Genomic DNA, 19,533 nt, shown 5'->3' with positions numbered 1-19,533 from the left:
GCGCGGCGGGGCCGGTCATGAGGAGTACGCGCTGTTCTCGTGGACGTAGTCGGCGGTGAGGTCGTTGGACCAGATGACCGCGGACTCGGTGCCGGCGGCGAGGTCGGCGGTGATCCGCACCTCGCGGTAGCGCATGTCCACCAGGTCGCGGTCCTCGCCGACCGCGCCGTTCCGGCAGACCCAGACGTCGTTGATGGCGACGCTCAGCCGGTCCGGGTCGAAGGCGGCGGAGGTGGTGCCGATGGCGGAGAGCACCCGGCCCCAGTTGGGGTCCTCGCCGTGCAGGGCGCACTTGAGGAGGTTGTTGCGGGCGATGGAGCGGCCGACCTCGACGGCGTCCTCCTCCGACGCGGCGTTGACCACCTCGATCCGGATGTCCTTGCTGGCGCCCTCGGCGTCGCCGATCAACTGGCGGGCCAGGTCGGCGCAGACCTCGCGGACCGCCTCGGCGAACGCGTCCCCGTCCGGGACGGTGCCGGAGGCGCCGGAGGCCAGCAGCAGCACGGTGTCGTTGGTGGACATGCAGCCGTCGGAGTCGACCCGGTCGAAGGTGGTGCGGGTGGCGGCGCGCAGCGCGGCGTCCAGCTGCTCGGCCGGGACGTCGGCGTCGGTGGTCAGCACGGCGAGCATGGTGGCCAGGCCGGGTGCGAGCATGCCCGCGCCCTTGGCCATCCCGCCGACCGTCCAGCCGTCCTTGGTGACCTGGGCGGTCTTGTGGACGCTGTCGGTGGTCTTGATGGCGATGGCGGCCTTGTCGCCGCCGTGCGCGGTGAGTTCGGCGGCCGCCTTCTCGACGCCGGGCAGCAGCTTGTCCATCGGCAGCCGCACGCCGATCAGGCCGGTGGAGGCCACCGCGATCTCGGCGGCGCTGTGGCCGTCGAGCACCTCGGCGGCCTTCTCGGCGGTGGCGTGGGTGTCCTGGAAGCCGAGCGGGCCGGTGCAGGCGTTGGCGCCGCCGGAGTTGAGGACCACCGCGGAGACCCGGCCGCCCTTGAGGACCTGCTCGGACCAGCGGACCGGGGCGGCCTTGACGCGGTTGGCGGTGAACACGCCGGCGGCGGCCAGGCGCGGCCCGCTGTTGACCACCAGGGCCAGGTCCGGGTTGCCGTTCTCCTTGATCCCGGCGGCGATCCCCGCCGCCAGGAAGCCCTTGGCTGCCGTCACACTCACGGCGCGACTCCAATCGTGGAAAGCCCCAGGTCCTCGGGGAGGCCGAGGGCGATGTTCATGCTCTGGACCGCGCCGCCCGCGGTGCCCTTGGTGAGGTTGTCGATGGCGCTGACGGCGATGATCCGATGAGCCGCCGGGTCGTACGCCACCTGGATCTGCGCGGCGTTGGAGCCGTGCACGGCGGCGGTGGCGGGCCACCGGCCCTCCGGCAGCAGGCGGACGAACGCCTCGCCGGCCAGCGCCTTGGCGTACGCGGTGCGGACCGCCTCGGCGTCCACGCCGGGCCGGGCCTTGGCGGAGCAGGTGGCGAGGATGCCGCGGGACATCGGGGCCAGGGTCGGGGTGAAGGACACCCCGACCCGCTCACCGGCCACCGCGCTGAGGTTCTGCACCATCTCGGGCGTGTGCCGGTGGCCGCCGCCGACGCCGTACGGGCTCATCGAGCCGATCACCTCGGAGCCGAGCAGGTGCGGTTTGAGGGCCTTGCCCGCGCCGGAGGTGCCGGAGGCGGCGACGACCACGGCCTCCGGCTCGGCGAGGCCGGCGGCGTAGGCCGGGAAGAGCGCGAGGGAGACGGCGGTCGGGTAGCAGCCCGGGACGGCGATCCGCCGGGTGCCGCGCAGCGCCTCGCGGCAGCCGGGCAGCTCGGGGAGGCCGTACGGCCAGGTGCCGGCGTGCGGGGAGCCGTAGAACGCCTCCCAGTCGGCGGCGTCCGCCAGCCGGAAGTCGGCCCCGCAGTCCACCACCAGCACGTCCGGGCCGAGCTGTGCGGCGACCGCGGCGGACTGGCCGTGCGGCAGGGCGAGGAAGACCACGTCGTGGCCGGCCAGGGCCGCCGCCGAGGTCGGCGCGAGCTCCCGGTCGGCCAGCGGGCCGAGGTGCGGCTGCACCGCGTCCAGGCGCTGCCCGGCCTGGGAGTGCCCGGTCACCGTGCCGATCTCGATCTCCGGGTGCGCCAGGAGCAGGCGCAGGATCTCTCCCCCCGCGTATCCGCTCGCACCGGCGACTGCTGCTCGTACCGTCATGGCCCCTGGACCCTCCTCTTCGATGGCATGACTATACGGATGGCGGCAGTTTTATGCAATGGGCTGGCGGAGGTGCCCGGTGCGGCCGTCCCGGCGGCCGGCTCGCGGGCCTCCGCGCCTCGCTCAGGCGCCGCCCGCAGCGCCGCGGGGGCGGTCGAGGAGCCGCGACTCGATGCGCCGGAGCGCGGCGATCAACGCGTCCGCCTCGGCGGCGTCGGGAACAGCGTCGCCCAGCAGACGGCTCCAGGCATCCTGGAGGCGGCCCAGATTCTCGCCCGCCTTCGGCGTCGGATACAGGCGCACGCGCCGGGCGTCGTCGGGGTCGGCCTCGCGGCGCACCAGGCCCTTCTGCTCCAGCTTGCGCAGCGCCCGGCTGAAGTTGCTGGAGATCAGCCGGGTCGCCTCGGCCGCCTGGGTCGCCGTGGCACCCGGCCGGTGGTCGATGAAGCGCATGACCGCCGCTTCCAGCGGCGTCCACGGCTCCGCCGCGTCCGCCTTGGCGGCGTGCACGTGCCGGCCGATCGCCAGGATCAGGTCGGCGAGCTCGAACAGTTGGGCTTTTTGCTTCTCCTCCACGCCCTCAGTGTATTTTACTTGTCAGGTGATAGCTGTCCTTTGACAGGTAACAGTCCGTACTCGCACCAGCCCGTACTCGCACCGTCATGCCTCCGCCCCGTATGCCCCCGTCCCCTTCCCGGAGCGCTTCCGCCCTCTCAGGACGCGCGCACCCGCGACCCCGAAGGAACGCTGACCATGCCCCTCATCGGCATCGAAGAACACTGGACGCTGCCGGAACTGACCTCCGCCCTGAACGCCGTGTCCCGCCCGGACGAGAGCCTCGCCCTCAACGAGCGGGGCGACACCGGCCGGCGTCTCGCCGACCTCGGCGCCGGCCGGATCGCCGCCATGGATGCCCAGGGCATCGACGTGGCCGTCCTGGCCCTCACCCCGCCGGGCACCCATCCGCTGCCCCCCGCGGAAGCGGTCGCGCTCAGCCGCCTCGCCAACGACACCGCCGCCGCAGCGGTCAGCGCCCACCCGGCACGCTTCCGGTCCCTGTCGACCCTGCCGATGTCCGCCCCGCGCCACGTCGCCGCCGAGCTCGAACGCGCCGCGGCCCAGGGCCACGTGGGGACGATGGTCTACGGCCGCTCCGGCGACCGGTTCCTCGACGACCCCGTCTACGACGACTTCTTCGCCGCCGCCGCGGCGCTGCGCCAGCCGGTCTTCCTCCACCCGCAGATCCCCTCCGACGCGCTGCGCGACGCCGCCTACCGCGGGTTCGACCCGATGACCGACCTCGGGCTGGCCACCTTCGGATGGGGCTGGCACCTGGAAGCGGCGACCGCGGCCCTGCGGCTCGTGCTGCGCGGCACCTTCGACCGCCATCCCGGGCTACAGCTCGTGCTGGGCCACTGGGGCGAGCTGCTGCCGTTCTGGCTCGACCGCGCCGACAGCCTCGCCCGCCTCGCCGGCCTCCCGCGCCCGGTCTCGGACTACCTCCGCAGCAACGTCTTCCTCACGACCTCGGGCATGTTCAACCCCGCCCTGCTGCACCACGCCCTGGCGGTGACCACCACCGACCGGCTGATCTTCTCCACCGACTACCCCTTCCAGCAGCCCACCCGGGCGGAGATCGACGCCTTCTTCGCGCACCTCGCCACCGACACCGACCGGCACAAGGTCCGCTCGGCCAACGCCGCCGCCCTCTTCGGCATCGACCCCACCGCGCCCTGACCGGCCCCTGCCCGTGGCCACCCCCGCCCCTGCCCCCACCACAGCCGACACCGGCGAGACGGAGACGAGTCGGACATGCCGCACTCCCCCACCGATGAGCACACCCATGAGCACACCCCCACCGCCCTGATCGTCGGTGCGTCCCGCGGCCTCGGATGCGCCATGGCCGCCGAACTCGCCGACCGCGGCTGGTCGGTCATCGGCACCGTCCGGGGCACCGCCCGGACCCCGCTCGACGACCTCGCGGACCGCCGCCCCGGACGGATCCGCGTCGAGCACCTCGACCTCACCGAGCCCGGCCACCTGCCGCCCCTGCGCGAGCGCCTGGCCGGAGTGCGGCTGGACGTCCTGTTCGTGAACGCGGGCATCACCAACAACGAGCAGACCCCCATCGGAGCCGTTCCCACCCAGGACTTCATCGACGTCATGGTCACCAACGCGCTCGGCCCGCTGCGCGTCATCGAGGCACTCGACGACCTGGTGACCCCCAGCGGCCTCATCGGCGTGATGTCCTCCGGACAGGGCAGCATCACCCACAACACGACCGGACTGCGCGAGGTCTACCGCGGCAGCAAAGCGGCGCTCAACATGTTCCTGCGCAGCTACGCCGCCCGCCAGGCGGACACCGACCGCGCCCTGCTCCTGCTCGCCCCGGGCTGGATCCGCACCGAACTCGGCGGCGCCGACGCGCCGTACACCGTGCAGGAGAGCGTCCCGCTCCTCGTGGACGTCCTGCTCTCGCGGCTCGGCGGCACGGGCCTGGCATACCTGGACCGCTTCGGCCGGCCCGTCCCGTGGTGACCCCGGGCGCCGCGCGGCCGGCCCCGCGCGGTCAGGGGACGGCTGCCCGGGGCGCGCAGGGCCGGGCGCGCAGGGCGGGGAGCCGGGCGTGTTCCCCGGGGCCGGCCAGGCCCTCGTCCAGGGCGAGGAGCGAGAGGAGCTGCACCGGCCGGCCGGCCGCGGCCGCGGCCTCCAGTTTGTGGTGGCCGTCGAGCAGGAAGTGCGTCAGGCCCCAGTGCCGGTAGTGGTCGGCCGGCTGCGCGGGGGCCCGGCCGGGGTGCGCTCAGTCGCCTGGGGCGGCGGTCCCGGCCGCGCACCGCAGGGCGCGGCCGGTGCGGTACAGCTCGACCAGCAGCGGGCGCAGCGCGCGGCCGGCCGGGGTCAGGCGGTAGCGGGTGCGGACCGGGAAGCCGGGCAGCCAATCGCGGACCAGCAGGCCGCGCTCCTCCAGGGTGCGCAGCCGGTCCGCGAGCACCTTGGCGCTGATCTCCGGCAGCCGGCCGCGCAGCGCGCCGAAGGAGTGCGGGCCGTGCATCAGCTCGCGCAGGACCAGGGTGGTCCAGCGGCCGGCGACGGCGGCCGGCGCGAACTCGACCGGGCAGTGCGGGTTGGGCCGGCCGGTGCGGCCGCGGGCGTCCGGGACCAACTCGGCGTCCCAGGCGCGCGGTTCACCGGGCGGCGCGGCGCCGGGCGGGCCGTGGGTTTCCGTTCGGTGAGCCACGTCGGGGTCCGCTTGGCTGCTGCCATGACTACCGAACGCATCGAGCCGGGTGACGGACGCACCGGGCCGGCCGGGGGCATGATCATGCCCCCGCTGTTCCGCTCGCCACCGATCCCGGGCAACACCCCGCGGCCTTCGCCGCAGCCTTCACCTCCGGCAGCCCGGCGGCCCTGGCCCGGGTCTGCGAACCGGGCGCGGTCTTCGTCCCGGAGCCCGGCCGGGCGCTGCGCGGGGCGGAGGGCGACCGGGCCCAGTCCGCCTTCCAGGGCCTGGGGGTGCCCATCTCCGTCACTCCCCGGCACACCTACGTCGCCGGCGACCTCGCGCTGCTGATCGTCGACTGGGTCATCGACGGCACCGGGCCCGACGGCGCCCGTGTCCACCTGGAGGGCACCGCGACGGACGTGGCCCGCCGGGGCGCGGACGGCTGCTGGCGGTACGTGATCGACAACCCCTTCGGCACGGCGCAGCCGGACCCGGCGCCCGCCGGATAGCGCCCCCGGGCGGCGGGCCCGAGGGGCCGCCGCCCGGCTCAGGTCCCGTACACCCGGGCGGTGTTCCGTTCCGGGGCCGGGCGGTTGCGGGCCGCCGGGCCCTCGGCGAAGGCCCGCAGGAGGTTCTCCGTGGTGCGGGTGACGAACGCGCCGGTGCGGCGGTCCAGGCCGTGGTTCCGGCCGTTGTCGCCGGTGCCCGCCATGAGGGCCTCCACCCAGCGCATGGTGCCGGTGGCGAAGACCCCGGCGCCGCCCGGGACGGTGTAGTACGCCGAGTCGGCGTGGCTGGCGCGCCCGCCCCGGACCAGCGGGGAGTGCGCGACGATCTCCAGGTCGGCGGGGGCCGGCGCGCCGGGGGTGACCCGGTCGTACTCCACGCCGACCAGGTGCGGGAAGGCGTCCCCGGCCCGTACGCCGGTGCCCTCGAAGAGCCAGTGGCCGGCGCCGTGCACCACGTACGGGGCGTCCACCGGGTAGCCCTCGTAGAAGACGCCGGTGAGCGACGACTCCGGGTCGGCGGCGGGCGGGGCGCGGAAGTCGTGGGTGGGCGGCCCCTGGCCGGCGGCGAAGCGGGGGTCGTCGCGGAAGGCGGTCTTGTAGCAGGTCACGGTGCGCAGCGGGCCGTCCGGGCCGGGGTCCAGGCGGACCCGGCGGAAGCAGGCGTTGGCGCCGAGGAAGGCGAGGTTGGTGCCGGCGTCCCGGGCCCGGGTGACGTGGGCGCGCCGCTCGGGCGTCCAGTACTCGTCGTGGCCCGGGGAGAGCACGGCGGCGGCCCCGCGCAGCGCGGCCGGGTCGCGGTGCACGTCCACGGAGGTGGTGTAGGCGAGCGGCAGGCCCAGGCGCTCCGCGAGCACCACCAGGGCGCGCTCGTACACCAGGAACTTCTCGGCGCCGGTGGCGTCGTAGGGGCGGTCGAAGCTGACCGCGAGCGAGCGGGTGGCGTACCCGCCGTCCGGGCCGCGGTAGAGGCTGCGGCCGCCCCAGGCGTTGTACGCCTGCCACGTCGTCACCGCGTGCATCAGCACCGTGCGGCCCGCGGCGGTGTCCGAGCGGACGACGAGCGGGACGTACCGCTGGTGGCCGTCATCGCTGTCGAGGCGCAGCAGGTAGGCGCCCGGCGGCCAGCCGTCGGTGCGGACCGCGGTGGTGCGCGGCCAGCCGGCCCGTACGGTGCGGGTGCCGGCCAGCAGGTGCGGGGCGGGCGCGCGGCGCCCGGGGAGGCGGTCCGAGCGCCACACCAGCCGGGCCTGGGCGCCGCCGTACCAGCCGACCCGGTAGGCGGAGACCCGGAAGCCGGGCGCGGTGGTGGAGACGTGCAGGCCGAACTCCTCGCCGGGCCGGACGCTGACCCGGTCGGTGTAGCCGGCCACGGCGTCCGGCGGGCCGGTGGCGCGCAGCCGCCAGTCCGGGCTGCCGGGGCGGTCCCGTTCGGCGGCCAGCGGGTCGGCGCGGTGGCCGGCGGGCGGGGACGACGGGTTGCCGCAGGCGGCCAGGCCGGTGGCGAGGGCGGCCAGGCCGGCGGCGGTGGAGAGGAAGTGCCGGCGGTCCGGGCCGCCGCGGGACCCGCCGTGCGGGTCCGGGCCCTCCGCGGGGTGTGCCGCGCCGTCCGCCATCGCCGCTCCCGTCCTCGTCCGTTGCGCCGCCGGTGCCGGGCCGGTACCGCCCGGTATACGACGATCCTGCGCCCGGCGGCGCGGCCGGACGAGCGCAGCGGGCCCGAACGCGGGTACCGGCCGCCCCCGCACGGGGGGGCGGCCGGGGGAGGTCCGGCGCCGCGCCGCGCGCTCACGCGGGCTGCGGCATCTCGTTCTTGAGGGACTTCCGGATCTGCTCGCGCAGTTCGGGGCTGTCGGTGTGGCCGTGGACGGCGACCGCGTGCGCGGTGGCGGCGCGGACCACTTCCTCCTCCTCGCCGGCGATGACGAGGCTGCACCGGGTCTCGCTCGGGTAGTCCCGGCAGTCGATCATCTTGCGCATGATCCACCACCTCCTCCCTCCAGTGTCGGGCGGTGGGGGCGGCCCGGCGCGGCGCGTACGGGGAACCGCGTATGGCGCCGCGGGCGCCCGGGCTGGTGCAGTGGAGGCAGCGACGACACACGACGGGCGCCCGCCCCACCGGGGACGGCCCGGTGGCGGCGTCCCCGCCCCGCCCGTCGGGCGCCACGCGCGCCCGACGCCCCCGGCCGGTCTTCCCCCGGCCGGCCGGGCGGTCCGGACGGCTCCCGGACCCCGCCGGGGGCCGCCCGCAGCGGCCTTGACCCGCGTCCGGGCGCCGGTCAGGCTGGAGCCATGAGCGCGGCCGCGGAGGCCGGCCTGCGGCGCATCCTCTCCGTCGTGGACCTCCTCATCGACGCCGTGGACGAGGACTCCCTGGTTCCGGCGCTGCTCCCGCTGCTGCTCGGCGCGCTCCCCGGCGACAGCGTCATCTGGTCGCCCCGCCCGGCCGCGGACCATCCGCTGCGCACCCTGCCCGCGGACCTCCTGAGCCAGGACGTGCTGGACGCCTTCGACCGCGCGTGGTGGTGCGATCCGTTCGTCCGGCGCACCCGGCTCGGCAGCGGCACCCCGCTGCGCCGCTCGGCGCTCCAGACGCCCGCGCAGTTCCACGCGCTGCCGCTCTACCCCGAGGTCTTCCGGCCGTTCGGGGCCGAGCGGCAGCTGGCGATGTCGTTCCCGGCCGGTTACGCGGGGGGCGTGCCGCGGCGGGTGGCCGTGGTGGTCAGCCGGGGCGGCCGCGGCCGGGACTTCTCCGACGCCGACGTGGCCGCCGCCGCGCTGCTGCGCACCCGCCTCAGCCGGGTCCTGGCCCGGCTCGCGCCGCCCGCCCCGGCGCCCGCCCGGGAGCTGGTGACCCGCCGCGAGTCGGCCGTCCTGGGCCTGCTCGCGGACGGGCTGACGAACCAGCAGATCGCGCACCGGCTGGCGATCAGCCCGCGCACCGTCGACAAGCACCTGGAGCACGCCTACGCCAAGCTGCGGGTGGGCGGCCGGGTGGCGGCGGCCAACGCCTGGCTGATGCGGGACGGCTGGCCGCCACCGGACCGCGGCACCCCGGCATGACGTGGGCGCCGCGCGGCTCAACCGCCCGCGGGCTCGGGCCAGTTCCACTCCCCCGCCGCGGCGAGGCGGTCCAGCCGCGCCTCGTACGGCGCCGGGTCCAGGCCCTGGGCGGCGAGCCAGCCGGGGTCGCGGTGGGTGGCGCGGTACGGCCCGGCACCGTCCCCGGCGACGGCGACCACACCGCCGCCGCGGCCGTCCGCCGCCAGCCGGGCGGCGAGGTGGCAGGCCGCCCACAGCGCGGTCCCGGCGGCCGGGCCGGCGGCGAGCCCGGCGGTCCGCTCCAGCCAGCGCATCGCGGCGACCGAGGCGGCGTCCGGGACCGGGACGACCAGGTCGACCAGGTCGGCGCGGAAGCCCGGCTCGGTGCGCGGGCGGCCGATGCCGGGGATCCGCGACGGCATCCCGGTCGTGTAGGCGTCGCAGCCGCTCGCCCAGGCCGGGAAGTACGCGGAGTTCTCCGGGTCGGCGACGGCCAGCCGGGCCGGCGGGCGGTGGTGGCGCAGCCGGGCGCCCAGGGACGCGGCGGTGGCGCCGGTGCCCGCGCCGGTCACCAGCCAGGCCGGGACCGGGTGGCGGGTGGTGCGCAGCCCGTCGAGGATCTCCTCGGCGAACCCGGGCAGCGGGGGACGGCCGTCCGGGGCGCGGCGGGCGGCGCCGGCGAAGTGGTCCAGGAAGTGGCCGCCGGTGCGGGCGGCCAGCTCGCGGGCCTCCTCCAGGACGGCGGCGGGGGGCCGTTCACCGGTCCGGCAGCGGCCCCCGTACGCCTCGATGCGCGTCCGGACGGCGGGCGGCGCGGTCCGCGGCAGGACGGCGGTGAACGGCAGGTCCAGCAGCCCGGCGAGGCGCGCGCCGGCCACCGCGGCGGCGCCGCCGCTGCCCATCACCACCGGTGTCCCGGCGGTCAGCGCGCCCTCCGCGACGGCGGTGCGGAACAGCTCCCGCAGCAGCCGGTGCTTGATGCTGCCGGTGGGCTGCGCCGACTCGTCCTTGACGTACAGGCCGACGGCGGGCAGGGCGGGCAGCGGCACCGGCCGCAGCGGGGTCGGCGCGGCGTCGGCGGCCAGGGCGGCGAGCGCGCGGGCGGCCCAGGAGCCGTCGGCGGGCGGGGCGGGTGCGGTCATGGCGGGCTCCCTGAGGGGCGGTCAGGGGCCCAGCGGGCCCGGGTCGAGGAGGCCGAGGGTCATCCACTGCTCGGGCGCCGCCAGCGGCCGGAAGCCGACCTTCTCGTAGACGCCGTGCGCGTCCTGGGTGGCCAGGGTGATCCGGGCCAGGCCGTGCGGGGCCAGGTGCGCGGCGACGGCCTCGACCAGGGCGGTGCCCAGGCCCTTGCCGCGGTCGTCGCGGCAGACGTAGACGTCGCAGAGCCAGGCGAACGTGACGTAGTCGGTGACGACCCGGGCGTAGGCCGCCTGGCGTCCCGAACTCCGTTCGTACAGGCCGAAGTTGAGGGATCCGGCCAGCGCACGGTCGTGGTGTTCGCGGGTGCGGCCCAGGGCCCAGTAGGTGTCGGTGGCCAGCCAGTGGTGGACCAGGGCGGAGTCGAGGCGGTCCGGGTCGGTGGAGATCTCGTAGCCGTCGAGGGCGCGCGCGTTCATGCCGGGAGGGTGGCAGACGGCGCGGGCCGGAGTCGAACGCGTTCCCGGTCCGCGCCGCCGGGCCGGCTCACGCCACCGGGACGCCGAGGGTGTCGCAGGCGGTGCGCAGCCGGCGGACGCCCTCGGCGAGTTCACCGGCGCCGGCCGCCCCGGCGAAGCTCAGCCGCAGGTGGGGGGCGGGCGGTTCGGCGGCGAAGTAGGGGCGGCCGGCCGCCACCGCCACACCGGCCCGCAGCGCGGCACCGGTCAGCGCCGCCTCGTCGGTGCCGTCCGGCAGCCGCAGCCAGAGGTAGCAGCCGCCGCGGGCGGGCCGGGCGGCGCCCGCCGCGGCGAGCGCGGGCAGTTCGCGCGCCAGGGCGCCGAGCAGGGCCTGCCGGCGCTCCGCCAGGTCCGCGGCGACCTGCCGGAGGTGGCGGGGCCAGGCGGGCGCGCCGACGAGTTCCAGCGCGGCCTCCTGGAGCGGGCCGGGGACGAAGAAGCTGTCGACGACCTGGATGGCGCGGAGCCGGTCGAGCACCGGGCCGCGGGCCGCCAGCGCGCCCACCCGCAGACCGGGCGAGGTCACCTTGGTCAGCGAGCGCAGGTGCACCACGGTGCCGTCCGGGTCGTCGGCGATCAGGGTGGGCGGCGGCGGGGGCGCGTCGGCGTGGCCCAGCTGCCGGGCGAAGTCGTCCTCGACCACGAACGCGCCGGCCGCCCGGGCCACCTTCAGCACCTCCCGGCGCCGCTGGGCGGCCAGCACCGCGCCGGTGGGGTTCTGGAACAGCGGCTGGCCGACGAACAGCCGGGCGCCGCTGGCCCGGAAGGCGTCGGCGAGCAGATCGGTGCGGACCCCGTCGGCGTCCACCGGCACCGGGACCGGCCGCAGCCCCGAGGCGCGGGCGACGGCCAGCAGGCCTGGGTAGGTCGGCGATTCGACGAGGACCGGGGCGCCGGGCGGGGCGAGCGCGCGCAGGGTGGTGTTCAGGGCGCTCTGGCCGCCGGCGGTGATCAGTACGTCGCTGGGGGCGAGCGCGCCGCCGGGGCCGCCGATCTCGCGGGCGAACCAGGACCGCAGCGCGGGCACCCCGTCGACCGGCGGGCGGCCCCAGGCGCCGGGCCGCCGGCCGGCCCGGGCCAGCGCGGCGGCCAGGGCGCGTTCGGGCTGGAGGGTGCCGTGGAGGTAGCCGCCGTTGAGTTCGATGACGCCGGTGGCGGGGGCGGTGAGGGTGGCGAGCACTCCGGTGGCGTCCACGCTGCGCGGCACCTGGTCGCCGGCCGCCTCGGCGCTGAGCGCGATCTCCTGCCAGGAGGTGTCGGCCGGGCGCGGTGCGCTGCGCTGCGGTTCGGCGCGGAACGCCCCGGCGCCGGGGCGGGTGACGACGAGCCCTTCGGCGGCGAGGGCGGCCAGCGCCCGGGAGACGGTGACCGGGCTGACCCGGTGCCGTTCGATCAGGGCGCGACTCGATGGCAGCTTCTCACCAGGAGAGTAGCGCTCCAGCTCCTCCCGCAGGATGGCGGCCAGCTCAGCACCACTGCTACGCTCATGCATGAGTACAGACAATAGCGCTACTGGCCCGAGTTCGATAGCGGTCACCGCACCGCAGACCCCGGAGGCACCGCAGGCCGCCGGGGCACCGCAGGCCGCGGCGCCCGCGGCCCGGCCGGCCGGGTACGGCGTGCTGCTCGCCGTCCTGGGCGTCGCGTCCTTCTCGCTGACCTTCCCCGGCACGGCCTGGGCGCTGACCGGTATGGGCCCCTGGACGGTGGTGATGCTGCGCAGCGTGCTGGCCGCGGCACTGGCCGGCGGGTGCCTGGCGGCCAGCCGGGCGCGGCTGCCCGACCGCCGCGACTGGCCCGGTATCGCGGTCGTCGCCGGCGGGGTGGTGCTCGGCTTCCCGCTGCTGACCACGCTGGCACTGAAGACCTCCTCCACCTCGCACGCCGCCGTGGTCATCGGTTTGCTGCCGCTGGCCACCGCCGCCGGCTCGGCGCTGCGCACCGGGTCCCGGCCCTCCCGGGCGTTCTGGATCGCCGCGCTGGCCGGTGCCGCGGCCGTCCTGGCCTTCGCGGTCCAGCAGAGCGGCGGGGCGCCGAACCTCGGCGACCTCTACCTCTTCGGCGCGCTGCTGGTGTGCGCGGCCGGCTACACCGAGGGCGGCCGGCTGGCCCGCCACATGCCGGGCTGGCACGTCATCGGCTGGGCGCTGCTGCTGGCGCTGCCGGTGACCGTGCCGGGCGCGGTGTGGGCGCTGGCCGCCGAGCCGCTGCACGTCACCGGCCGGGCGGTGGCCGGGCTGCTGTGGCTGGCGGCCGGTTCGACGTTCGCGGGCATGGTGGTCTGGTACCGCGGCATGGCCGTCATCGGCGTCTCCCGCGCCAGCCAGATCCAGCTGGCCCAGCCGCTGCTGACGCTGGTCTGGTCGGTGGTACTGCTCGGCGAGCACCTGCCGCCGGCCGCCCCGCTGACCGCGCTGGCGGTCCTGGCCTGCATCGTGGTCACCCAGCGGGCCCGCAGCTGAGCCCTCGGCCGGACCGGGGGCCTCGGGCGCGGGCCCGGGCCGCGGCCTGGGGGGACGCCCTCGGAGCCCCGCCGTCCGCCCGGCCCGGCCCGGCTCGCCGGGCGCGGGCCCGGCCCCCGGACCTAGACTGGCCAGCGATGGCAGGTAGTGCCGTCCGGGCCGTTCCCGGCCCGCAATCCGTTGGCCGTCCCCCCGCCCGGCCGCCGTGCGCGCCGGGCGCTCCGGTCGGCGGCCACCCCAGGCGGGAGGAGCCCAGATGCACGCGAAGACGGGCGACCGGCTGCTGGTGCACGGCAGGACCGTCGGCCATGGCGACCACGTCGTCGAGATCGTGGAAGTGCTGGGGACGAACGGCGAACCGCCCTTCCGCGTCCGCGCCGAGGACGGCCACGAAACGATCATGTGGCCCGGCCCGGACTGCGTCGTCCAGCACGCCCGGAGCACCGAACCCCACACCATCCGCTAGCGCGTCCGGCGGCGGTGGCGGATCCCGCGTCCGCCACCGCCGCCGTGCGCGGGGTCACGGCCGGGCCGCGGCCCCGTAGTGGTCCTCGGCGGCCCGCCGCAGCGCGCCCAGCGGGTCGCGCACCACGTCCTTGGCCGAGAAGTACACGTGCCCGCCGACCTCCGGGTGGCGGCGGGCGAAGGCCAGGTGGCGGGAGAGTTCGGCCGGGTCCCGCCAGGCCGCCGGCTGCGCCGTCCGGCCCGCCTTGTAGAGCGCCTCGCCGATGTAGAGCTCCACCCGGGTCCCGGACACGGTGCGGGCCCACCAGGGCACCAGTTCGGCGTAGTCGGCGGCGGTGAAGCCGAGCGGCCAGTAGACCTGCGGCACGATGTAGTCGAGCCAGCCCTCCCGCACCCAGCGCCGGGTGTCGGCGTAGAGGTCGTCGTAGGTCTGCACGCCGGCCTCGGTCCGGGAGCCGCGCGGGTCGGTGCCGCTGTTGCGCCAGACCGCGAACGGGCTGACGCCGAAGCGCACCCGCCGGCCGGTCGCGGCGATCCGCTCGGCCATCTCGCGGACCAGCCGGTCGGTGTTGTCCCGCCGCCAGTCCGCGCGGCGGTCGAAGCCGCCGCCGTACGCCTCGAACGCCGCGTCGTCGCGGAAGGTCTGGCCGGCGGCCGGGTACGGGTAGAAGTAGTCGTCGAAGTGCACCCCGTCGACGGGGTAGCGGTGCACCGCGTCCATCATCGCGTCCTGCACGAAGCGCCGGACCTCCGGCAGTCCGGGGTTGTAGTAGAGCTTGCCGCCGTAGGGCACCACCCAGGACGGGTGGCGGCGGGCCGGGTGGCCGGCGGAGAGCCGGCCGGGGTCGGCGTGGTTGGCGACCCGGTACGGGTTGAACCACGCGTGCAGTTCCAGGCCGCGCCGGTGCGCCTCGCGGACCGCGAAGTCCAGCGGGTCCCAGCCCGGGTCGCGGCCCTGGGTGCCGGTGAGGTACTGCGCCCACGGCTCGTACGGTGACGGCCACAGCGCGTCCGCGCTCGGCCGGGCCTGGAAGAAGACCGTGTTCAGCCGCCGCCGGACCGCGGTGTCCAGCAGGCGGGTCAGCTCCTGGCGCTGGACGTCCGGCTCCAGCCCGGGCCGGGACGGCCAGTCCAGGTTGGCCACCGTCGCCAGCCACATCCCGCGCATCTCCCGGCGGGGGGCGCCCCGGCCGGGTCCGGCACCCGCGCCCAGCAGCCAGGAGGCCGCCCCCACCGCCGCCGCGGCGAACCCGCGGCGTGTGATCCCTCGCATCAAAAAGCCCCCATCTCGTCCGTTTCGTCCCATCTGGCAGGCTCAGAATGCCCGCCCCGGGGCCGTCCTCCCAGCACCTCGCGGAGTAACGTCGGGGGCGAGGCGGGCGTCGGACCCTTACGGCGTACCGCCGGTCCCGAAGATCAGCGAAAGGCACGAGGTGACGGACTCATTCGCCGACATTGCACGCGTCGGAGTGGTCGGCTGTGGCCAGATGGGCGCCGGCATTGCCGAGGTGTGCGCCCGCGCCGGCCTGGACGTCAAGGTCGCGGAGACCACCGGCGAGGCACTGGAGCTGGGGCGCACCCGGCTGACCAACTCGCTAGAGAAGGCCGCCGAACGCGGCAAGATCACGGTGGCCGAACGCGACGCGACGCTCGGCCGGCTCAGCTTCACCACCGACCTCGGCGAGTTCGCCGACCGCGACCTCGTCATCGAGGCCGTGGTGGAGAACGAGCAGGTGAAGACGGAGATCTTCCAGGTGCTCGACCAGGTGGTGGTCCGCCCGGACGCGATCCTGGCGTCCAACACCTCGTCCATCCCGCTGGTCAAGCTGGCGGTCGCGACCTCCCGCCCCGACCAGGTCATCGGCATCCACTTCTTCAACCCCGCGCCGGTGCAGAAGCTGGTCGAGCTGATCCCCGCACTGACCACCGCCGAGGAGACCCTCAAGCGCGCCGAGGCCCTGACCCAGGACGTCCTGGGCAAGCACGCCATCCGCGCCCAGGACCGCTCCGGCTTCGTGGTCAACGCCCTGCTCATCCCGTACCTGCTCTCCGCGATCCGGATGTTCGAGTCGGGCATGGCCAGCCGCGAGGACATCGACAACGGCATGGAACTGGGCTGCGCCCACCCCATGGGCCCGCTCAAGCTCTCCGACCTGATCGGCCTCGACACCGTCGCCTCGGTCGCCGCCTCCATGTACGAGGAGTACAAGGAGCCGCTGTACGCCGCGCCGCCGCTGCTCGCGCGGATGGTGGACGCGGGGCGACTCGGGCGGAAGAGCGGATCCGGCTTCTACTCGTACTAGGGAGTACGGTGACGTCGCCCACTGGCGCTGTTCCAGGGTGAGTTCACTCGGGCAGCGCCAGCGGCGGCGCTGCGGCCGGGTGGCTTTCGAGGCCCGGTCAGCCCCTCGCCCACGCAGGCGCGCCCGGTCCCCGTGGTCTCCCCAGGGAAACGACCCGGCGAGGCTCATCGACGACCGGAAAACCGGCCCTGACCTGGGGCTTTGCATCTTTCAGGGCTGTCGGGGCCTTTCCCGCTCACTCAGCGAAAAGTCCCGGGAAAATCCCTGGGACAGAGCTGAAAGTCCCTGAAAAATCCCTGGCATGTCCCCGTTGTGGAGCGTCCTGACCTGCGTTCCGAGCACTGCATCGGGCGGGCGATGGACGGCGGCAGCAGTGCGTCCTCTCACCTGAGGACTCCCTCAGGGGCACGATGCCCGGACCGAACTGGCGTCCTTCGAGCGGCCGAGTACCGGTCTGGGGGTGAGGGGCAGGTTCGGAGGGCCTCACGGTGGCTGGCACGTTGTCGCCGGCGACCAAGGGATCAACGAGCGTAGGTGCAGCGGCGGACGAGAGGCGACGGTCGAGGAAATGGCACGGGATGACGACAGTCAGTTGCTGGAGTCGGTGGCGGTACGCCGGCGCAGGATGCGGGACGCCTTGTTGTTCGGTGTGCAGCGGGGGCGTCGCACGGCGGACGAGCGGCTCGGGAAGGTGTTCGCGGGGATCGCCATCACGGCCGTCCTGTGCGCGGGGTGCGTCGGGTGGTCCTTCCTTCAGCACACGCTGGCGAAGCAGAAGGTCGAGCAGGACAAGCAGCAGCACCAGGTGCAGCAGTACGAGCCGTCGACGAAGCCAGCGAAACCCTAGAAGTCCGCAGATGCGGGAATCTTTTGCAGCACTCCCAGACATACGCGGACTGCATCCCGTACCCAGAGGACGGCTCTCTGAAGCGGTGCCGGGGAGGCACATGCAGGACGGGCGTCTGCGGTTGGCCTGAGTGCTCTCAGCGTCGCGATGATAGGTTCACGTAAGTGGTGAGCAGAGCAACGACTTCCCGGGCGCAACTGAGTCGAGTGACCTTGGTCGGCGAGCGGCGCCGGGCTGACATCGTCCTGCTTTCCGACACTCCCATCGGGCAATTGCTTCCCGACATCCTGCAATTGTTGGGCGACCGGCCCGGGTCGGGACCGATGACGCGGCAGTTGATTACGTCTGACGGCTCCGTTCTGCCGCACGACAGCACGCTGGCGTCGGCCGGGATCGTCGACGGTGCCGTGCTCCGGCTCGTCAGGACGCACTCCGCGCCGCCCGCCCCGGTGGTGCACGACGTCACCGACCAGGTGGCTGACGACCTCGACCTCCGGGCGTGGCGCTGGCGGCCGGCCGCGCGCCGGGCCAGCGCGGGCGCGGCGTCGGTCGCCTTCACGGTGATTGCCGCGCTGCTCGCCCGCCGGGAGTTCGCGCTCGACTCCCTCGTCGGTCCTTGCTCGTCCCTCGCGCTCGTACTCCTGGTGGCCGGGGTGCTCGTCGCCAAGATCGGTCAGGGGAACCGTGGACTGACGACCGCGCTCCTGCTCGCCTCCGGCGGACTTGGCGTTCTCACGGCGTGGACGGCCGCTGACGCGTACGCCTGGCCAGGGTCGGCGCGGCTTGCCGGCGTTGCGGGTGTGCTGGTGCTGACGCTCGGGTGCCTTGGTTGCTTCTCGCCGCTGGGCAAAGGTGGGCTCGTGGGCGCCGTGACGGCTGCCGTGGTCGCCGTCGTCTGGGAGGTGGCCGCCGCTGTCCAGGGCGATCCGGCCCGGCTCGGCGCCGTCATGGCCGTGTTCTCCCTGGTGCTGCTCGGCGTGCTGCCGCGGCTTGCGTTGATGGCGTCGGGGCTGACCGCGCTCGACGATCGCCGCTCGGGTGGGGTCTCGGTCAGCCGCCACCAGGTGGGTACCGCGCTGGCGGCGACGCACCGTGGTCTGGTGCTGTCAACGGTCGTCACGGCGGTTTCTGCGGCTGCCGCCGGCTGGTTGCTCACCCTGGCCGAAAGCCCGACCGTGTGGGCCGTGTTGCTGGTGTCGCTCGTCGTGGTGGTGCTCGTGTCGAGGGCGCGTGCCTTCCCGCTGGTCGCCGAGGTGGTGACACTCCTGGTCGCCGCATCGTGTCTCCTCGTGCGCCTTGTGGTGGTGTGGCGGGAGCACGCGGCGGGTGCCGGGCCGCTCGCTGTGCTGGGTGCGGCTGCGGTGCTGCCGCTGGTCGTGTTGGCGGTGCAGGTGCCCGAGCATGTGCAGGTGCGGCTGCGGCGCGTGGCCGACCTGGTCGAATCCGTGGGCATGGTGGGGCTCTTCCCGCTCGCGTTCGGTGTGTTCGGTGTGTACGGGCAGCTGCTCAACCAGTTCTGAGTCGATGTGCAGGCGCTCCGGGCGGGGCAGCGGGGTGGGGTGAAGGGCAGGTATGCCGAACGGAGACAGCTGGCAGGGTGAGGTGCTGCGCGACCTGAGAGGCGGCGCTCAGCGGGGTGCGCAGGGCCCCGGCGGGGGCGCGCACCAGGCGTCCGCGCCCGGTGCGGGCCCGTCCGTACCAGGCTCCCCGACCCCGGCTGCCGTGGGTGGGGGGATGCCCCTGCCGGCCGCCTCCCCGTATCCGGGGCAGGAGCAGCAGGCGGCCCGGCAGGACGGTTGGTCGCAGCAGGGCAACCATCCGTACCGGGAGCAGAAGCAGCAAGCCCCGGCGGCGCACCCCGCGAGTCCCCAACCGGGCGGCGCCTCCGGCTCACTGCCCGTGAGGGACGAGGAACTGGCCGGAGCAGTACGGCGCAAGCCGCGGCACGGCGAGTCCTTCGCCGCGCGGGCCGCACGCGCCCTGCGCCGCACCGTGTCCTCGTCGGCCGCACGCGAGGTCGCCGCGGTCACCCGGACCGCCGGGGTGCTTCAGCAGCCGGTGACGACGGGTCGGCAGATCGCTGTGACGTCCATCCGGGGCGGCTCGGGCAAGACGACCGTCGCCGCGCTGCTCGGTACGACATTCGCGCACTACCGGCAGGATCCGGTCCTCCTGCTGGAGGCGGATCCGGCGCTGGGCTCGTTGCCGCTGCGGCTCGGTGCCCCGTCGCGGCGCTGGACGACGAGCGATATCGCGGACATCGTCACGCCGGACATGACGCTGCTCGACGTCACCGGCTACCTCGTCCAACTCCCCCACAACGCCTGGCTGCTGCCCGCGAGCCTGGGCCAGGTCGGCGCGATGCTGGACAGCCGGGCATACGAGCGGGCCGTGGTGGCGCTGCGGCGGTACTTCGGGGTGATGGTCATCGACTGCGAGACGCTGCCCGCCGAGGTCGCCCGGGTAGCGCTCAACGCCGCCCACGGTCGCGTGCTGGCCACGCCGGCCACGCCGGAGGGCATCTCCAGCACGTATGCGGTGCTCCAGTGGATGCGGGGGCTACCCCGGCACGTGATCGCCGGCACCGTCGTCGTGCTCACCGAGTTGATGCCCCGGTCGGGGATCGACCTCGGCGAGGCCACCGAGAGGCTCAGGTCCACCGGAGTGAGCGTGCAGGTGCTGCCGTATGACCGGCACTTGGCAGCCGGCGGCCGGATACGGACCGAGTTGGTCGCCCACCCGACCAGGCAGGCCGCCGCCCGCATCGCCGCGGACGTCTTCCACCTCTCCCAGCAGCGTCACTGACCAGATGCCGAACCCGACCGTGAACAACGG

Annotated in this window: 19 protein-coding genes and 1 pseudogene; 10 read left to right on the top strand and 10 right to left on the bottom strand. The window is 75.2% G+C overall.

The annotated features are described in order from the left end of the window. Positions 1-15 precede the first annotated feature (15 nt). The 3 genes from argJ to MUU72_RS28420 all read right to left on the bottom strand — a co-directional run bounded on the left by argJ (position 16) and on the right by MUU72_RS28420 (position 2,771). Entirely contained in the window at positions 16-1,170 is a 1,155-nt protein-coding gene (argJ, locus tag MUU72_RS28430; RefSeq protein WP_248016275.1) for a bifunctional glutamate N-acetyltransferase/amino-acid acetyltransferase ArgJ, read from the bottom strand. Continuing rightward, on the bottom strand, positions 1,167-2,195 hold the full coding sequence (gene argC / locus MUU72_RS28425) for an N-acetyl-gamma-glutamyl-phosphate reductase (RefSeq protein WP_248016274.1): 1,029 nt from the start codon (positions 2,193-2,195) through the stop codon (positions 1,167-1,169). The genes argJ and argC overlap by 4 nt, the downstream gene beginning before the upstream one ends. Positions 2,196-2,318: 123 nt before the next feature. Further along, the gene (locus tag MUU72_RS28420; protein ID WP_248016273.1) at positions 2,319-2,771 is read right to left on the bottom strand and encodes a MarR family winged helix-turn-helix transcriptional regulator; all 453 of its coding nucleotides are present in this window, start codon (positions 2,769-2,771) and stop codon (positions 2,319-2,321) included. A gap of 177 nt (positions 2,772-2,948) precedes the next feature. Here MUU72_RS28420 and MUU72_RS28415 point away from each other — a divergent pair, with 177 nt between their 5' ends. Beyond that, positions 2,949-3,932 (top strand): amidohydrolase family protein, encoded by a 984-nt coding sequence (locus MUU72_RS28415; RefSeq protein WP_248016272.1) that lies wholly within the window; start codon positions 2,949-2,951, stop codon positions 3,930-3,932. Between the two features lie 75 nt (positions 3,933-4,007). Beyond that, on the top strand, positions 4,008-4,733 hold the full coding sequence (locus MUU72_RS28410; protein ID WP_248016271.1) for an SDR family NAD(P)-dependent oxidoreductase: 726 nt from the start codon (positions 4,008-4,010) through the stop codon (positions 4,731-4,733). Positions 4,734-4,995: 262 nt separating this feature from the next. Here MUU72_RS28410 and MUU72_RS28400 read toward each other — a convergent pair whose 3' ends face one another. Next, on the bottom strand, positions 4,996-5,433 hold the full coding sequence (locus tag MUU72_RS28400) for a winged helix-turn-helix transcriptional regulator (protein WP_248016270.1): 438 nt from the start codon (positions 5,431-5,433) through the stop codon (positions 4,996-4,998). Positions 5,434-5,576: 143 nt separating this feature from the next. Here MUU72_RS28400 and MUU72_RS28395 point away from each other — a divergent pair. Continuing rightward, a pseudogene (locus MUU72_RS28395) lies at positions 5,577-5,927 on the top strand (YybH family protein); the annotation flags it as partial. 38 nt (positions 5,928-5,965) lie between these two features. Here MUU72_RS28395 and MUU72_RS28390 read toward each other — a convergent pair. Then, entirely contained in the window at positions 5,966-7,540 is a 1,575-nt protein-coding gene (locus MUU72_RS28390) for a N,N-dimethylformamidase beta subunit family domain-containing protein (RefSeq protein WP_248016269.1), read from the bottom strand. 172 nt (positions 7,541-7,712) lie between these two features. Then, positions 7,713-7,904: a DUF1059 domain-containing protein gene (locus MUU72_RS28385; RefSeq protein WP_248016268.1), complete on the bottom strand. Its 192-nt coding sequence runs from the start codon at positions 7,902-7,904 to the stop codon at positions 7,713-7,715. Positions 7,905-8,216: 312 nt separating this feature from the next. On the opposite strand from MUU72_RS28385, the gene MUU72_RS28380 reads away from it, so the two are divergent. Continuing rightward, entirely contained in the window at positions 8,217-8,987 is a 771-nt protein-coding gene (locus MUU72_RS28380) for a helix-turn-helix transcriptional regulator (protein WP_248016267.1), read from the top strand. 17 nt (positions 8,988-9,004) lie between these two features. Here the strand turns inward: MUU72_RS28380 and MUU72_RS28375 are convergent, their stop codons facing one another. The 3 genes from MUU72_RS28375 to MUU72_RS28365 all read right to left on the bottom strand — a co-directional run bounded on the left by MUU72_RS28375 (position 9,005) and on the right by MUU72_RS28365 (position 12,113). Next, positions 9,005-10,108: a pyridoxal-phosphate dependent enzyme gene (locus MUU72_RS28375; RefSeq protein WP_248016266.1), complete on the bottom strand. Its 1,104-nt coding sequence runs from the start codon at positions 10,106-10,108 to the stop codon at positions 9,005-9,007. A 21-nt stretch (positions 10,109-10,129) separates the two neighbouring features. Continuing rightward, on the bottom strand, positions 10,130-10,582 hold the full coding sequence (locus tag MUU72_RS28370; RefSeq protein ID WP_248016265.1) for a GNAT family N-acetyltransferase: 453 nt from the start codon (positions 10,580-10,582) through the stop codon (positions 10,130-10,132). A 67-nt stretch (positions 10,583-10,649) separates the two neighbouring features. Continuing rightward, complete coding sequence (locus MUU72_RS28365) at positions 10,650-12,113, bottom strand: aminotransferase-like domain-containing protein (RefSeq protein WP_248016264.1); 1,464 nt, start codon at positions 12,111-12,113, stop codon at positions 10,650-10,652. On the opposite strand from MUU72_RS28365, the gene MUU72_RS28360 reads away from it, so the two are divergent. Together MUU72_RS28360 and MUU72_RS28355 are read left to right on the top strand one after the other, a co-directional pair. Continuing rightward, positions 12,112-13,083, top strand: coding sequence for a DMT family transporter (locus tag MUU72_RS28360; RefSeq protein WP_248016263.1), 972 nt, complete (start codon positions 12,112-12,114; stop codon positions 13,081-13,083). The two genes, MUU72_RS28365 and MUU72_RS28360, sit on opposite strands and share 2 nt — an antisense overlap. Positions 13,084-13,339: 256 nt before the next feature. Beyond that, positions 13,340-13,549, top strand: coding sequence for a DUF1918 domain-containing protein (locus MUU72_RS28355; protein WP_248016262.1), 210 nt, complete (start codon positions 13,340-13,342; stop codon positions 13,547-13,549). Between the two features lie 54 nt (positions 13,550-13,603). Here the strand turns inward: MUU72_RS28355 and MUU72_RS28350 are convergent, their stop codons facing one another. After that, on the bottom strand, positions 13,604-14,821 hold the full coding sequence (locus tag MUU72_RS28350; protein WP_248016261.1) for a glycoside hydrolase family 10-like protein: 1,218 nt from the start codon (positions 14,819-14,821) through the stop codon (positions 13,604-13,606). Between the two features lie 160 nt (positions 14,822-14,981). Here MUU72_RS28350 and MUU72_RS28345 point away from each other — a divergent pair, with 160 nt between their 5' ends. From MUU72_RS28345 to MUU72_RS28330, 4 genes are all read left to right on the top strand, one after another. After that, a complete protein-coding gene (locus MUU72_RS28345; RefSeq protein ID WP_308403883.1) occupies positions 14,982-15,851 on the top strand; it encodes a 3-hydroxybutyryl-CoA dehydrogenase in 870 nt (289 codons plus the stop codon). Positions 15,852-16,419: 568 nt separating this feature from the next. Then, on the top strand, positions 16,420-16,698 hold the full coding sequence (locus tag MUU72_RS28340; RefSeq protein ID WP_248016259.1) for a hypothetical protein: 279 nt from the start codon (positions 16,420-16,422) through the stop codon (positions 16,696-16,698). Positions 16,699-16,862: 164 nt separating this feature from the next. Next, a complete protein-coding gene (eccD, locus tag MUU72_RS28335; RefSeq protein ID WP_248016258.1) occupies positions 16,863-18,218 on the top strand; it encodes a type VII secretion integral membrane protein EccD in 1,356 nt (451 codons plus the stop codon). 52 nt (positions 18,219-18,270) lie between these two features. Next, positions 18,271-19,503 (top strand): MinD/ParA family ATP-binding protein, encoded by a 1,233-nt coding sequence (locus MUU72_RS28330; RefSeq protein ID WP_248016257.1) that lies wholly within the window; start codon positions 18,271-18,273, stop codon positions 19,501-19,503. Positions 19,504-19,533 lie beyond the last annotated feature (30 nt).

It is taken from the genome of Streptomyces rhizoryzae (genome assembly GCF_023155275.1).
Classification (GTDB): Bacteria; Actinomycetota; Actinomycetes; order Streptomycetales; family Streptomycetaceae; genus Streptomyces; species Streptomyces rhizoryzae.
This window is presented reverse-complemented; position numbering and strand designations above follow the sequence as displayed.

Bases quoted from the DNA above. Each gene is read 5' to 3' on its own strand.
- argC (WP_248016274.1), bottom strand. From the start codon at position 2,195: ATGACGGTACGAGCAGCAGTCGCCGGTGCGAGCGGATACGCGGGGGGA.
- MUU72_RS28415 (WP_248016272.1), top strand. From the start codon at position 2,949: ATGCCCCTCATCGGCATCGAAGAACACTGGACGCTGCCGGAACTGACC.
- MUU72_RS28410 (WP_248016271.1), top strand. From the start codon at position 4,008: ATGCCGCACTCCCCCACCGATGAGCACACCCATGAGCACACCCCCACC.
- MUU72_RS28390 (WP_248016269.1), bottom strand. From the start codon at position 7,540: ATGGCGGACGGCGCGGCACACCCCGCGGAGGGCCCGGACCCGCACGGC.
- MUU72_RS28385 (WP_248016268.1), bottom strand. From the start codon at position 7,904: ATGCGCAAGATGATCGACTGCCGGGACTACCCGAGCGAGACCCGGTGC.
- MUU72_RS28380 (WP_248016267.1), top strand. From the start codon at position 8,217: ATGAGCGCGGCCGCGGAGGCCGGCCTGCGGCGCATCCTCTCCGTCGTG.
- MUU72_RS28375 (WP_248016266.1), bottom strand. From the start codon at position 10,108: ATGACCGCACCCGCCCCGCCCGCCGACGGCTCCTGGGCCGCCCGCGCG.
- MUU72_RS28370 (WP_248016265.1), bottom strand. From the start codon at position 10,582: ATGAACGCGCGCGCCCTCGACGGCTACGAGATCTCCACCGACCCGGAC.
- MUU72_RS28360 (WP_248016263.1), top strand. From the start codon at position 12,112: ATGAGTACAGACAATAGCGCTACTGGCCCGAGTTCGATAGCGGTCACC.
- MUU72_RS28365 (WP_248016264.1), bottom strand. From the start codon at position 12,113: ATGCATGAGCGTAGCAGTGGTGCTGAGCTGGCCGCCATCCTGCGGGAG.
- MUU72_RS28355 (WP_248016262.1), top strand. From the start codon at position 13,340: ATGCACGCGAAGACGGGCGACCGGCTGCTGGTGCACGGCAGGACCGTC.
- MUU72_RS28350 (WP_248016261.1), bottom strand. From the start codon at position 14,821: ATGCGAGGGATCACACGCCGCGGGTTCGCCGCGGCGGCGGTGGGGGCG.
- MUU72_RS28340 (WP_248016259.1), top strand. From the start codon at position 16,420: ATGGCACGGGATGACGACAGTCAGTTGCTGGAGTCGGTGGCGGTACGC.
- MUU72_RS28330 (WP_248016257.1), top strand. From the start codon at position 18,271: ATGCCGAACGGAGACAGCTGGCAGGGTGAGGTGCTGCGCGACCTGAGA.